The organism is Nonomuraea sp. CA-218870 (assembly GCF_050936535.1).
Taxonomy (GTDB): domain Bacteria; phylum Actinomycetota; class Actinomycetes; order Streptosporangiales; family Streptosporangiaceae; genus Nonomuraea; species Nonomuraea corallina.
The window spans coordinates 624,680-638,158 of the sequence record NZ_JBNJMN010000001.1; the positions used below are offsets into that span (position 1 = coordinate 624,680).

Here is a 13,479-nt window from a genome sequence, read left to right on the forward strand (position 1 = left end):
TTTTCGTGATGCGGCTAGGCCGCTCAGACGTCGAGGAAGCGGACGTCGCGCGCGTTGCGGATGATGAAGTCGCGGCGCGCCTCCACGTCCTCGCCCATGAGCACGCTGAACAGGTCGTCGGCCTGGGCGGCGTCGTCGAGCGTGACGAGGCGCAGCAGCCGGGTCTCGGGGTTCATCGTGGTCTCCCAGAGCTGACCGGCGTTCATCTCGCCGAGCCCCTTGAACCGCTGGACGTTGTCGCGCGGGCGCGGGTCGGGCTTGCCGGCCTCGATCCCCGCCTGGATGACGGCGTCGCGCTCGGCGTCGGAGTAGGCGTACGAGGCGTCCTCGCCCTTGCGGTCCCACTTGATCTTGTAGAGCGGCGGGCAGGACAGGTAGACGTGGCCGGTCTCGATGAGCGGCCGCATGAACCTGAACAGCAGCGTCAGCAGCAGCGTGTTGATGTGCTGGCCGTCGACGTCGGCGTCGGCCATCAGGATGACCTTGTGGTAGCGCAGCTTGGCGAGGTCGAAGTCGTCGTGGACGCCGGTGCCGAGGGCGGTGATGAGCGCCTGGACCTCGGCGTTCTTCAGGACCTTGTCGATCCGCGCCTTCTCCACGTTGAGGATCTTGCCGCGGATCGGCAGGATCGCCTGGAACCGCGAGTCGCGGCCGCCCTTGGCCGAGCCGCCGGCCGAGTCGCCCTCGACGATGAACAGCTCGCACTTCTCCGGGTCGTTCCACTGGCAGTCGGCCAGCTTGCCGGGCAGCCCGCTGCCGGACTCCAGCAGCGACTTGCGGCGGGTCAGGTCGCGGGCCTGGCGGGCGGCCATGCGGGCGCGTGAGGCCTGCAGGCACTTGTTGATGATGTCCTTGGCCTCGCCCGGGTTGCGCTCGAACCAGTCGCGCAGGTGGTCGTTGCAGGCCTTCTGCACGAACGACTTGGCCTCGGTGTTGCCCAGCTTGGTCTTGGTCTGGCCCTCGAACTGCGGGTCGGAGAGCTTGACCGAGATGATCGCGGTCAGGCCCTCGCGGACGTCCTCACCGGAGAGGTTGTCGTCCTTGCCCTCCTTGAGGAATTTCTGCTCGCGCGCGTAGCGGTTGACGATGGACGTCAGCGCGGCGCGGAAGCCCTCCTCGTGAGTGCCGCCCTCGGCCGTGTTGATCATGTTGGCGAAGGTGTAGACGGACTCCGAGTAGGAGTTGTTCCACTGCATCGAGATCTCGACCGCGATGCCGTCGCCCTCGGTCTCGAAGGAGATGATCGACGCGTGGGCCGGCTCCTTCTTGGCGTTGAGGTGCTTGACGAAGTCGGACAGACCGCCCTCGTAGTGGTATTCGGCCCGGTGCGCCTCGCCGTTGACGTGGTCGGGGCGCTCGTCGGTGATCGTGATGGTCAGGCCCTTGTTGAGGAAGGCCGTCTCCTGGAAGCGGCGCGAGAGCGTCTCGTAGTTCCAGGTGGTGGTCTCGAAGACGTCGGGGTCGGGCCAGAACGTGACGCTGGTGCCGGTCTCGCTGGTCTCCTCGCCCTTGGCCAGGGGGGCGGTCGGCTTGGCGTGGTCGAAGAAGATCCGCCAGTAGTGGCCGTTCTGCTTGATCTCGACGTCCATGGCCGTCGAGAGCGCGTTGACGACGGCCGAGCCGACGCCGTGCAGGCCGCCGGAGACGGCGTAGGCCTGGCTGTCGAACTTGCCGCCTGCGTGCAGGGTCGTCAGCACGACCTCGACCGCGGAGCGCTTCTCGACCGGGTGGATGCCGGTCGGGATGCCGCGGCCGTTGTCGATGACGCGCACGCCGTTGTCGGCGAGCAGCGTGACGTCGATCCGGTCGGCGAAGCCGGCCAGGGCCTCGTCGACCGCGTTGTCGACGATCTCGTAGACGAGGTGGTGCAGGCCGCGCTCGCCGGTCGAGCCGATATACATACCCGGGCGCTTGCGTACGGCCTCAAGCCCCTCGAGTACGGTGATTGAGCTAGCGTCGTAGGACAACTGCGTAATCCTCCTGCCGCGGACACGCGGCGGGGACGCTGAATGCGTGAAGCTGCCCCTGCCGTGCCCGTCACCGTCGTGAGTGCCCCGATGCGCGGTCACCCAGGGGAGTCGGCTTGCCTGCCGGGGTGACACGCAAGCGGACGTGTCCGGAATCCGCTTTCATTCTACCGGGTTCGGAGCCCGAAGGTGGCATTGAACGCGCCTGTGATGCTCTCTGGCCCGTTTTCCCCCCGGATCAGCATCCCCCCTCCGGATCGGGGGGTCAGCGCGTCTGCGGCCCCTCTGACCGCCCGGCAACCGCAGCCGCGCCTGTCACGGCCCGATCGCAGGCCGGGACGGATCCAGGGTGGCCCCGGCCTGCGGCTGGACGCGCCTACCCATAGGTGTCACCAGGGCCGCGACTTCCGGTCACCCGCAATCCGCCCGATGGTCGCGGCGCATTCATCGGGCCTCTGACCTTCACCTTCGTCACGGTGTTGCCGCCCAGCTCCTCGTTGAGCCGGCGTACGAGGGTGCGCGCGAGCAGCCGGACCTGCGTCGCCCAGGCCGTGGAGTCGGCCACCACGAGCACCTCGCCGTCGGCGAAGGACTCGGGTTTGGTGTGGGCGGCCAGGTCGGGGCCGACGATGTCGGCCCACCGGCCGAACACGCCGCCCACCGCCGCCGACTGCTCCCAGCCCCGGGCCGCCAGCAGCTCGGCGATGGCGCGGCCGAACAGCTGCGGGTCCCCGGCGTCCCGGCGGGGGCCGGCCGCCCTGCGCCTGGGCTCGCTGCGGGGGAGCTGGCCCCGCCGGGCGGCGTCGGCCTTCGCCTGGGCGAGCTTCTCCCTGGCCAGGGCGGCGCCCCTGGCGGTGGCCTCGTGGTCAGCGGACACGTCGCACGCTCCCTTCAGCGACGTCGAACCTGGCTCCAGACAGCTCGGACGGCACGTCGTCGGCCACGGCCGCGGTGATGAGCACCTGCTCGGCCGGGGCGACGATCTCGGCGAGGCGGCGCCTGCGCTGCGCGTCGAGCTCGGCGAACACGTCGTCGAGGATCAGCACCGGATCGCCGCCGTCGGCCCGCAGCAGGTCGTAGGCGGCCAGCCGCAGCGCGAGCGCGAACGACCAGGACTCGCCGTGGCTGGCGTAACCCCTGGCGGGCAGCTCGCCGAGGCGGAGGATCAGGTCGTCGCGGTGGGGGCCGACGAGGGTCACGCCGCGTTCGAGCTCGGCGGAGCGGACCTCCAGCAGCCGCTCCCTGAGCCGCTCCTCGAGAGTTTTCCCCAGGTCTGTGGATAACGTCTGCGCCTCGGGAAATCCCCTCTCACCGGGGATTTCGCCCTCGGAGTCGTCCCCACCTGTGGACAACGTGCTGCGATAGGCGAGCGTCGCGGGGGCGCTCGTGGGCGCCAGCGCGGCGTAGGCCCCGGCGACCAGCGGGCGCAGCGCCTCGATCAGCTCCAGCCGGGCGCGCAGCAGCTCGGCGCCGTGGCGGGCGAGATGGGCGTCCCAGACCTCCAGAGTGCTCAGCACGTCGCCGGCGCCCGCCGCCGTGAATCCGGCCTCACTCTCGGCTCTACGGCCGCTCCTGGCCCCTCTGCGGGCCTGCGAGGCCGTACGCAGGAGAGCGCCGCGCTGCTTCAGCACCCGGTCGTAGTCGGCGCGCACGCCCGCGAACCGCGGAGCCCTGGAGACCAGCAGCTCGTCCAGGAAGCGGCGGCGCTCGGACGGGTCGCCCTTGACCATGGAGAGGTCCTCGGGGGCGAACAGGACCGTGCGCAGCAACCCGATGACGTCGCGAGCGCGGGAGACGGGGGAGCGGTTGAGCCGGGCGCGGTTGGCCCGGCCGGGGTTGATCTCCAGCTCGACCAGGGCGCGCCGGTCGTCCCTGTGGACGGCGCAGCGCACGACCGCCCGCAAGGCGCCGTGGCGCACCAGCGGGGCGTCGCCGGCCACCCGGTGACTGGAGTGGGTGGCCACGTAACCCAGCGCCTCGACGAGGTTGGTCTTGCCCTGGCCGTTGGGCCCCACGAAGGCCGTGACGCCCGGCTCCAGGCCGAGCTCCACGGACGCGTAGGACCGGAAGTCGGTCAGCGAGAGGTGGGCGACGTGCACCCCACGAAGGTTAGCCCGCCACACCGACCTCTTCGGTCATCGGCGCACACCCTGTGGAAAACTCACCGCCGGTCGGCGTCGCGCGGCGGGGTCACGTCGGCGCCCGGCGAGTCGGCCCCCTTGTCCGTCGAGCCCTCGGTGGCGGTGATCGCGTGGCCGCCGAACTGGTTGCGCAGCGCGGCCACCACCTTCATCGCGGGGGAGTCGTCCTGACGGGAGGCGAACCTGGCGAACAGCGCGGCGGTGATCACCGGCATCGGCACCTCGTGGTCCACGGCGGCCTGCACGGTCCACCGGCCCTCGCCGGAGTCCTGGGCGTAGCCGCGCAGGCCCTCCAGGTGCTCGTCGTCGTCGAGCGCCCGCACCATGAGGTCGAGCAGCCAGGAGCGGATCACGGTGCCGGTGCGCCAGCTGCTGAAGCAGCCCCGGACGTCCTTGACGACGTCGGCGGCCTCCAACAGCTCCCAGCCTTCGGCGAAGGACTGCATCATGCCGTACTCGATGCCGTTGTGGACCATCTTCGCGAAGTGGCCGGCGCCCACGTCGCCGGCGTGCACGAAGCCGTCCGGGCCTTCGGGCTTGAGCGTCTCGAAGATCGGCATCAGCCGCTGGACGTGCGGCTCGTCGCCGCCGCACATGAGGGCGTAGCCGTTGTCCAGCCCCCAGACGCCGCCGCTCACGCCGCAGTCGACGAAGCCGACGCCCTTGCCGGCCAGCTCGGCGGCGTGCTTCTGGTCGTCCGCATAGTGGGAGTTGCCGCCGTCGACGACCACGTCGCCCTCGGACAGCAGCTCGCCGAGGTCGTCGATCGTCTGCTGAGTGGGGACGCCCGCGGGCACCATCACCCAGACCACGCGGGGCGCCCGCAGCCTCTCGACCAGCTCCTTCAGGCTCCCCACGTCGCTGATCGAGGGATCGCGGTCGAACCCGACCACGTCGTGACCGCCGCGGCGCAGCCGCTCGGCCATGTTGCCGCCCATCTTGCCGAGTCCCACCATGCCGATCTGCATGCTGCCCTACTACCCCCTCGTCCGGCTTCCATCATCATCGCCGATTATTCAGCTAGACAGGCGGATCGGCATGATCAGGTAGCGGTAGTCGGGAGTGCCGCCTTCGTCCACAGGCTTGCCCCCGGTGAGGATGGCGGGCTTGGTCGAGGTGGTCATCTGCAGCCGGGCCACGTCGGAGTCGATCGCGCCCAGCCCTTCGAGCAGGAACTGGTGGTTGAAGGCGATGTTCATCTCCTCGCCCTCGTACTCCACCGGCAGCGCCTCGACGGCCTGGGCCTCGTCGCCGCTGCCCGCCTCCAGGACGACCTCGCCGCTCTTGAAGGCCAGCCGCACCGGGGTGTTGCGCTCGGCGACCAGGGCCACGCGCTTGACCGCCTCGACGAACGGGCCTGTGGACAGGTCGGCGCGCGCGGAGAACTCGGTGGGCAGCAGCGAGCGGTATTTGGGGAACTCGGGGTCGAGCAGCCGGGTGGTGGTGCGCCGGCCCGCGCTGGAGAACCCGATCATGCCTTCGCCGGTGCCGCCCGCGGAGCTGAGCGCGATCTCCACCTCGGCTCCCGTGGTCCCCAGGGCCTTGGCCGTGTCGGCCAGGGTCTTGCCGGGGATCATCGCGATGGCGGAGAAGTCGGGCTGGCCCGGCTGCCACTTCAGCTCGCGCACGGCCAGGCGGTAGCGGTCGGTCGCGGCCAGGGTGACGGTGTCGCCCTCGATCTCCATGCGCACGCCGGTGAGCATCGGCAGCGTGTCGTCGCGCCCGGCGGCTACGGCCACCTGGCCGACGGCGGCGGCGAAGACGTCGCTGCCCACCCTCCCGGCCGCCGGCGGCATCGCCGGGAGCGTCGGATAGTCCTCCACCGGCATGGTCAGCAGGGTGAACCGGGCGCTGCCACAGGTGACGACCGCCTTGGCGCCCTCCACCACGAAGTCCACAGGCTGTGCGGGAAGCGCGCGGGTGATCTCGGCCAGCAGCTTGCCGGAGACGAGGACCACACCGGGCTCGCCGGTGTGGAGTTCGAGCGTCACCTCGGCGGAGACCTCGTAGTCGAAGCCGGACAGCTTCAGCCGCTGCTCGTCGGTCACCTCCAGGCGCATGCCTGCGAGGACGGGGACGGACGGCCGTGCCGGGAGGCTGCGTGCCGTCCATGCCACCGCCTCAGCGAGGACGTCTCGCTCGATTCGGAACATCACGGTGATCAGCCTCCTGGTTCGTCGTTGATTCCAAGTGTCTCGCCTCCCGCACGCGCGAACCGCGAGAACCCCTCTATGGGTCTTGAGTTTCTTCTTAAGAGATAAGTGGAGTCATCACACTAGGGGCGGTGGATACTGTGGACAACTCGCGTATCCGCTGCTCAGCGGCCCGATTTTCATCCACCGAGGGTGTGGGTGACGCCTGGGGGAAACTTCGGCGGCTGGGGATGAAGCGCCGTCGCCCACAGGGCATCCCCAGATCTTGGTGCCTTCGTCCACCGGTCATCCACCGGGTTTCCACCGGTTGTCCACGGGGTAAACGGGCCTTCCGCGGCCCTCTCGAAGACTGTGCACAGGCCGTCCCCAAGTCATCCACGGGTAGTCCCCAGGTTCTCCTCAGGATGTCCCCACTGTTATCCCCAGCCTCGGCGCGGAAAATTTCTGGGCATAGTGGGGCGTACGAACGGGCCATCGGCGCGTTTCCCCTGATCCACAGCGTTTTCCACAGGGTGTGCATGACGACTAGGACCCGCGGGACGTCTGTTTGATCCGCATTGTCAGCTCGTTGACCTGGTTGTACATCGACCTGCGCTCGGCGATGAGCGACCGGATCTTGCGCTCGGCGTGCATCACGGTCGTGTGGTCGCGGCCGCCGAACTGCTGCCCGATCTTCGGCAGTGACAGCTCCGTCAGCTCCCGCGCCAGATACATCGCGATCTGCCGGGCGTTCACCAGCGCCCTGCTGCGCGAGCTGCCGCACAGGTCGTCGATGCTGATGCCGAAGTATTCAGCCGTCTTCGCCATGATCGTGACGATCGTGATCTCCGGCCCCGACTCGGAGGTGATCAGGTCCTTGAGCACCACCTCGGCCAGCTGGAGATCCACACCCTGCCGGTTGAGGCTGGCGAACGCGGTGACCCTGATCAGCGCCCCCTCCAGCTCGCGGATGTTGGTGGAGATCCGGCTGGCGATGTACTCCAGCACCTCGGGCGGCGCCGCCAGGCCCTCCTGTATGGCCTTCTTCCGCAGAATCGCGATCCGCGTCTCCAGCTCGGGCGGCTGCACGTCGGTGATCAGGCCCCACTCGAACCGGTTGCGCAGCCGGTCCTCCAGCGTGATCAGCTGCTTCGGCGCCCGGTCGCTGGAGATCACGATCTGCTTGTTGGCGTTGTGGAGCGTGTTGAAGGTGTGGAAGAACTCCTCCTGCGTCTGCTCCTTGCCCTCCAGGAACTGGATGTCGTCCACGAGCAGGATGTCGATCGCGCGATAACGACCCCGGAAACCGTCGGCCTTGTGGTCGCGGATGCTGTTGATGAAGTCGTTGGTGAACTCCTCGGAGCTCACGTAACGCACCCGCGCGCCGTCGTACAGGCTCTGCGCGTAATGCCCGATCGCATGAAGAAGGTGCGTTTTGCCCAGCCCCGAGTCGCCGTAGATGAACAGCGGGTTGTACGCCTTGGCGGGGGATTCGGCGACGGCCACCGCCGCGGCGTGCGCGAAACGGTTGCTGGCCCCGATGACGAACGTCTCGAAGGTGTACTTCTGGTTCAGCCGCGCCGGCTCGCTGGGCTTGTTGCTCTTGGCCTCCCACCGGTTCGGCGCCGGTTCCGGCGCCTTCTCCACAGGCGGTGTGTACGAAGGAGGCGGGTCGAACTGGCCCTGGTCGAACGAGCCTTTGTCGAAGGAGCCTTGGTCGAAGGAGAAGGAAGGCTGTGGATAGTCGGTGGACGACTGGCTCGGATCCGGCTGTGGAGAATAGAACTGCGGAGGCTCGGAAACCGCGAAATGCTGGGGTGCGGGCCCTTGTGGAAAACGTGGCTGGGGATCCTGGCCTTGGGGATAACCATTACCCCCAGGCTGGGGATGAGGGTCCTGCTTGGGCTGCTCGGGGGCCGTCGTGTCGATCATCACGGCCAGGCGCATGGCGCGGCCCAACTCCTGGGAGAGCGCGTGGGCGACGAGCGGGCGCAGTTTGCCCTCGATGAGGTCCTTCAGGAAGTCGTTGGGGACGCCCAGCACGATCGTGTCGTCCGCGAGGGCGATGGGGCGCACCATTCCGAGCCAGGTGCGCTGCTGGATGGGCACGTTCTCGTTGAGAAAGTTGCCCAGGGCCCTGGCCCACACCGCGCCCAGGTCGACATTGTTCATCGCGCGTCTCCCCCTCCTTCCTTTCGCGGCCCTCCACGATCGTTATCCACATCCAGCGGGCCATCGCGTCGCGCCGTGCTCTGCCGTCCACAGCATCGCTCCCGGCCGGGACGCTCGCGGTCTCCACAGGAGATCCACAAGCTATGCACAGCCCTCTAGCGGGCCTGGAAGGGCCGACAGTATCTATGTGCACAGCTGTGTTCAAGGCGTTGTCCACAGCCTAGTGGTACCTGGGTGCACAACATGTGGACGTGGTGCTGCCGGTGGAAAAGTCGCCTGTGGATTCGTGGATGACGACTCCGGTTTGACCTGGGGCGCTCCGCCGCGTAGCGTACGACGGTCGGCTTGTCACGCGTCGGCTATTTCGCGTGCCCTCGCCTTTTGACAGGCCAGCCATGTGTGTTCAGCGCCTCGTGCGCACCTTCAAGCCTGGAGCCCACTCGTGAGCAAGCGTACTTTCCAGCCGAACAACCGTCGCCGCGCGAAGACCCACGGCTTCCGGCTGCGGATGCGCACCCGGGCCGGTCGGGCCATCCTCGCCTCTCGCCGCCGCAAGGGTCGCGAGAAGCTGTCGGCCTGATCGTCCCGCGCCCGACTGTCCGCCCGCCGGTGAACCACACCGGCGGGCGATAGGCGTCTTCCATGCTTTCCCGGGCAACCCGCATGCGGCGGGGCGATGACTTCCAGACGGCGATCAAGCGCGGCAAACGCGCCGGCCGCCCCACGCTGGTGGTGCATTTCGTCGTTTCCGGGGAAGGGACGCCCCTCGTGGGCTTCGTGGTCAGCCGGTCCGTCGGGGGCGCGGTGGTGCGCAACAAGGTCAAGCGGCGGCTCCGACACCTGATGCGCGAGCGTCTCGACCGGCTTCCGGGAGGTAGCCTGCTTGTGGTACGCGCGAACCCCCCGGCAGCGTCAGCGCGATACGAGCACCTTGCCGCAGAGCTCGACTCCACTTTGGACCGACTGCTCAGGCGGCACGAATCCGCGATGGATGGGCAGAGATGACGGAGCAGCCGCAAGCGACACCGAGCCTCGCCGCTCGGGTGCTGATCGGCCCTATTCGGTTCTATCGGGCCTTCATCAGCCCGCTGCTCGGTCCACGCTGCCGCTTCTACCCGTCATGCAGCGCGTACGGGCTCGAGGCGGTAGCCGTTCACGGGGCATTGCGCGGCACCTGGTTGACTGTCCGGCGCATCGGGCGGTGCCACCCATTCCATCCCGGAGGTATAGACCCGGTGCCCCCACGCCCGGTTCGGTCTCACGAATTGCAAGGGAGATAGCTCGGTGGAGCTGTCCTGGCTGAGCTGGCTCTATGAAGCCGTAGCCTTCGTCATCACCTGGATCCATACGGGATACAGCACGTTCCTGAATCCGGACAGCGGCCTGACGTGGGCACTGACCATCATCACGCTGACCGTGCTGATGCGGATCTGCATCTTCCCGCTCTTCCTCAAGCAGATGCGCTCGTCGAAGAAGATGCAGGAACTCGCCCCGAAGGTGGCGGACCTACGCAAGCGCTACAAGAACGACAAGCAGCGCATGAACCAGGAGGTCATGGCGCTGTACCAGGGTGCGGGCGCGAACCCGCTCGGCGGCTGCCTCCCCGTCCTGGCGCAGTTCCCGATCTTCATCGGCATGTTCACCGTGCTGAACGCGATGGCCAGCGGCCAGCCGAAGTTCGGCATGACGCAGGAGCTGGTCGACAGCGCCGGCAAGGCGCACATCTTCGGCGCGCCGCTGCCCGCCTACTTCTTCATGCCCGAGCAGGACCTCGTGGCCCTGGACGCGACCCCGCTCACGACGCGGATCGTGCTGGCCATCTTCGTCGCGCTCAGCTCGCTGACCACGTTCCTCACCGTCCGGCAGAGCGTCACCCGATCCATGGCGCAGATGCCCGACAACCCCATGGCCCAGCAGCAGAAGATCCTCATGTGGATCTCGCCGCTGTTCGCCTTCTTCAGCCTCAACTTCCCGCTCGGCCTGATCCTCTACTGGGTGACGACCAACGTGTGGACGCTGGGCCAGCAGCACTGGTTCTACAGCCGGCACCCGATGCCGCAGTTCGACGCCAAGGGCAACGTCATCCCGGTCACGCCCAAGCCCGGTATGGTCCAGCGGCTGCGCAAGACGACTCCGCAAGTGGAAGAGGCCCCCGCGCCGCCTCCTCAGCCTAAGATCGTCAGGAACCAGCCCACCAAGCAGAGCCGCAGCAAGCGCACCGGCAGCAAGAAGTCGTGAACACGAAGGAGAGGCCGGCCATGACCGAGGCCGAGCAGGAGAAGGCTCCTGATCTCAACGCGCTCGAGCAGGAAGGCGAGATCGCGGCCGACTACGTCGAAGGGCTTCTCGACATCGCCGACATCGACGGTGACATCGACATGGATGTCGAGGGCGACCGCGCGCTGGTCTCCGTCGTCGGCCTCAAGAGCACCGAGCTGGTCGGCCCGGAAGGCGAGGTGCTGGAGGCGCTGCAGGAGCTGACCCGCCTGGCCGTCCACAGGCAGACGGGGGAGCGCTCGCGCCTCATGCTCGACGTGGCCGGCTACCGTGAGCGTCGCCGCGCTGAGCTGAGCAAGCTCGGCACCGAAGTGGCCGACGAGGTCAAGGACCGCGGCGAGGCCCGCGCCCTGGAGCCGATGACCCCCTTCGAGCGCAAGATCGTCCACGACGCGGTGGCCGCCGCCGGCCTGCGCAGTGAGTCGGAGGGCGAGGAACCTCACCGCTACGTGGTGGTCCTGCCCGCCTGACGCATCCCTGGCAATCCCGGCCGCCGGCCCGCCTTCGGGCGCCGGCGGCCGTTCGCGTTTCCGGAGCCTGAACCACGGCTTTCGCACGTACGAGCGAGCCAAGCTTTATCCACAGGCTTGTCCACAGATCCCGTCCCGAGCTGGGCTTCCGTATTGTGGAAAGGTCGAAGCGGCGTGCTCGCGGGGTTCCGTCGACGTGGGGCCGATAGTCTTCCAGTACTGATCGCCCCGCATAGCCTTGACACCGTCACCGTGAGAAAGGGTCACCCAGCAGTGAGCGACGAGCTGCCGCCTCCGCCTGACATCGCGCGGGACGTGTTCACCGGCGATGCCTGGGACCGAGCCCGGGAGTTCGCGGGTCTGCTCGCCGGTCCCGGAGTGGTTCGAGGGCTGCTCGGGCCGCGTGAGGTGCCGCGGATCTGGGACCGCCACCTGCTCAACTGCGCCGTGGTGGCCGAGGCCGTGCCGCAGGACGTCCGCCTTGTGGACATCGGCTCCGGTGCTGGCCTGCCCGGACTGGTGCTGGCGATCGTCCGGCCGGATCTCACGGTCACCCTGCTGGAACCGCTGCTCCGCCGTACCGTCTTCCTTGAGGAGTGCGTCGAGGTGCTCAAGCTGGACAACGTCGAGGTGCTGCGCGGCCGCGCCGAGGAGCTGCGGGGCGAGCGGCAGTTCGATGTCGCCAGCGCCCGCGCGGTGGCGCCGCTCGACCGCCTGCTCACCTGGGCGATGCCGCTGCTCCGCGAGGGCGGCGAGCTGATCGCGATGAAGGGGGAGCGGGCGGCGGAGGAGCTCGCCGAGGCCGAGCCGCGACTCAAGGCCGTCGGCGCCCGTGCGGCCGAGCTTGTGACCGTGGGGCGCGGTAAGGTCGAGCCGCCTGCAACATTGGTGCGAGTCGTAGCGGGTCGCGCGCCTGAGCAGAAAAGGTCGCGACGAAGGAGGTGACGGCATGCCAGTCGCGCACAGCGGCCTGGGCTGGCCCGACCTGCCTCCGTCCGAGCACGCCACGGGGGTCGGCTGGCCCGAAAAGGGCGTGTCGCGACAGCGAATTCCCGCCACCGGTACGCCACGGGTTGAAAGGATGGCCACCGTGACCAAGACCCCCCTGAACCCAGGTGATTCGCCGTTGGTACGAGAGGCGCTCAACTCAGTGGTTTCACGTGAAACACCGGCCACGCAGTTGCCCACCCAGGTGGGTGAGCCCTTCCCCGGTGACGGCGACGCCTGGCCCAAGCCGGCGAAGACCCGGGTGATCGCGGTGGCGAACCAGAAGGGCGGGGTGGGCAAGACGACGACGTCGGTCAACATCGCGGCCGCACTGTCGATGAAGGGCGAGCGCGTGCTGGTGGTCGACCTCGACCCTCAGGGCAACGCATCCACCGCCTTGGCCACCGAGCACCGCGGCGACGTGCCGGACGTCTACCAGGTGCTGGTCGACGACCTGCCGATGGCGGACATCGTCAAGCAGGTGCCCGACATGCCCAACCTCTACTGCGCCCCCGCCACCATCGACCTGGCCGGCGCCGAGATCGAGCTCGTATCCCTGGTGGCCCGGGAGGCTCGCCTGCGCCGGGCGCTGGCGGCCTACGACGCGGTCGACTTCGACTACGTCATCATCGACTGCCCTCCGTCGCTCGGCCTGCTCACGGTCAACGCCCTGGTGGCGGCGGACGAGGTCATGATCCCGATCCAGTGTGAGTACTACGCGCTGGAGGGCCTCGGCCAGCTCCTCCGGAACGTCGATCTCATCAAGGCCCACCTCAACCCGACGCTCCGGCTGTCCACGATCGTCCTCACCATGTACGACGGCCGCACCCGGCTGGCGTCACAGGTGGCGGATGAGGTCCGGGCGCACTTCGGGGACACGGTGCTCAGCACGGTGATCCCGCGGAGCGTCCGCCTGTCGGAGGCGCCCAGCTACGGCCAGTCGGTGATGACGTACGACCCGGGCTCCAGCGGTGCGATGGCCTACATGGACGCGGCCCGCGAGATCGCCCACCGGGCCACGGTGTAGTGGCCCACCGCACGGTGTAGTCGCCCACCGGGCACGGTGTGATTGCCCACCGGGCCACGGTGGAGAGGACCGGCTCGCGAGGGTCTGCTCCTCCGCTCGCAGATTCTCACCGGACGCTGGAGTCCCGCGGAGTCCCGCTGACGCTGGATTGTCGGTCCGGTGTCGGCGGCCTGCTCGGGATGGCTCCTTGTGTTCGGCATGATGCGCCGCCACGCCCGGGAGGACCGGTCGTCAGATGTGCCTGGAAAGGCTCTGGCATCGGGTGTTCAGGGCATGGTGCCGTAAATCCGGTGGGACGGTGTGTAG

At 68.5% G+C, this 13,479-nt stretch carries 13 protein-coding genes; 7 read left to right on the forward strand and 6 right to left on the reverse strand.

Going from position 1 to position 13,479, the window contains the following annotated elements; genetic code table 11:
- Nucleotides 1-23: 23 nt before the first annotated feature.
- The 6 genes from gyrB to dnaA all read right to left on the reverse strand — a co-directional run bounded on the left by gyrB (nucleotide 24) and on the right by dnaA (nucleotide 8,412).
- Nucleotides 24-1,946, reverse strand: a complete 1,923-nt coding sequence (gene gyrB / locus ACQEUU_RS03060) for a DNA topoisomerase (ATP-hydrolyzing) subunit B (RefSeq protein WP_433071718.1) — start codon at nucleotides 1,944-1,946, stop codon at nucleotides 24-26.
- A 397-nt stretch (nucleotides 1,947-2,343) separates the two neighbouring features.
- Nucleotides 2,344-2,844, reverse strand: coding sequence for a DUF721 domain-containing protein (locus ACQEUU_RS03065; RefSeq protein ID WP_433059970.1), 501 nt, complete (start codon nucleotides 2,842-2,844; stop codon nucleotides 2,344-2,346).
- Complete coding sequence (recF, locus tag ACQEUU_RS03070) at nucleotides 2,834-4,066, reverse strand: DNA replication/repair protein RecF (RefSeq protein WP_433059973.1); 1,233 nt, start codon at nucleotides 4,064-4,066, stop codon at nucleotides 2,834-2,836. The genes ACQEUU_RS03065 and recF overlap by 11 nt, the downstream gene beginning before the upstream one ends.
- A gap of 62 nt (nucleotides 4,067-4,128) precedes the next feature.
- Nucleotides 4,129-5,076 carry a phosphogluconate dehydrogenase (NAD(+)-dependent, decarboxylating) gene (gnd, locus tag ACQEUU_RS03075; RefSeq protein WP_433059976.1) on the reverse strand — a complete coding sequence of 316 codons (948 nt, stop codon included), beginning with the start codon at nucleotides 5,074-5,076 and terminating at the stop codon, nucleotides 4,129-4,131.
- Between the two features lie 48 nt (nucleotides 5,077-5,124).
- On the reverse strand, nucleotides 5,125-6,264 hold the full coding sequence (gene dnaN / locus ACQEUU_RS03080) for a DNA polymerase III subunit beta (protein WP_433059979.1): 1,140 nt from the start codon (nucleotides 6,262-6,264) through the stop codon (nucleotides 5,125-5,127).
- Nucleotides 6,265-6,786: 522 nt separating this feature from the next.
- Nucleotides 6,787-8,412, reverse strand: coding sequence for a chromosomal replication initiator protein DnaA (gene dnaA / locus ACQEUU_RS03085; protein WP_433059982.1), 1,626 nt, complete (start codon nucleotides 8,410-8,412; stop codon nucleotides 6,787-6,789).
- Between the two features lie 442 nt (nucleotides 8,413-8,854).
- On the opposite strand from dnaA, the gene rpmH reads away from it, so the two are divergent.
- The 7 genes from rpmH (at nucleotide 8,855) to ACQEUU_RS03120 (ending at nucleotide 13,173) form a co-directional block, all read left to right on the forward strand.
- Entirely contained in the window at nucleotides 8,855-8,992 is a 138-nt protein-coding gene (gene rpmH / locus ACQEUU_RS03090) for a 50S ribosomal protein L34 (protein ID WP_020547366.1), read from the forward strand.
- 83 nt (nucleotides 8,993-9,075) lie between these two features.
- Nucleotides 9,076-9,417, forward strand: a complete 342-nt coding sequence (gene rnpA / locus ACQEUU_RS03095) for a ribonuclease P protein component (RefSeq protein WP_433071720.1) — start codon at nucleotides 9,076-9,078, stop codon at nucleotides 9,415-9,417.
- On the forward strand, nucleotides 9,414-9,692 hold the full coding sequence (gene yidD, locus ACQEUU_RS03100) for a membrane protein insertion efficiency factor YidD (RefSeq protein ID WP_270154544.1): 279 nt from the start codon (nucleotides 9,414-9,416) through the stop codon (nucleotides 9,690-9,692). The genes rnpA and yidD overlap by 4 nt, the downstream gene beginning before the upstream one ends.
- A gap of 4 nt (nucleotides 9,693-9,696) precedes the next feature.
- Entirely contained in the window at nucleotides 9,697-10,650 is a 954-nt protein-coding gene (gene yidC / locus ACQEUU_RS03105; protein ID WP_433059987.1) for a membrane protein insertase YidC, read from the forward strand.
- 20 nt (nucleotides 10,651-10,670) lie between these two features.
- Nucleotides 10,671-11,159, forward strand: coding sequence for a protein jag (locus ACQEUU_RS03110; protein ID WP_433071722.1), 489 nt, complete (start codon nucleotides 10,671-10,673; stop codon nucleotides 11,157-11,159).
- A 273-nt stretch (nucleotides 11,160-11,432) separates the two neighbouring features.
- Nucleotides 11,433-12,104 carry a 16S rRNA (guanine(527)-N(7))-methyltransferase RsmG gene (gene rsmG, locus ACQEUU_RS03115; RefSeq protein ID WP_433059990.1) on the forward strand — a complete coding sequence of 224 codons (672 nt, stop codon included), beginning with the start codon at nucleotides 11,433-11,435 and terminating at the stop codon, nucleotides 12,102-12,104.
- Between the two features lie 136 nt (nucleotides 12,105-12,240).
- Complete coding sequence (locus ACQEUU_RS03120; protein ID WP_433071724.1) at nucleotides 12,241-13,173, forward strand: ParA family protein; 933 nt, start codon at nucleotides 12,241-12,243, stop codon at nucleotides 13,171-13,173.
- Nucleotides 13,174-13,479: the final 306 nt, after the last annotated feature.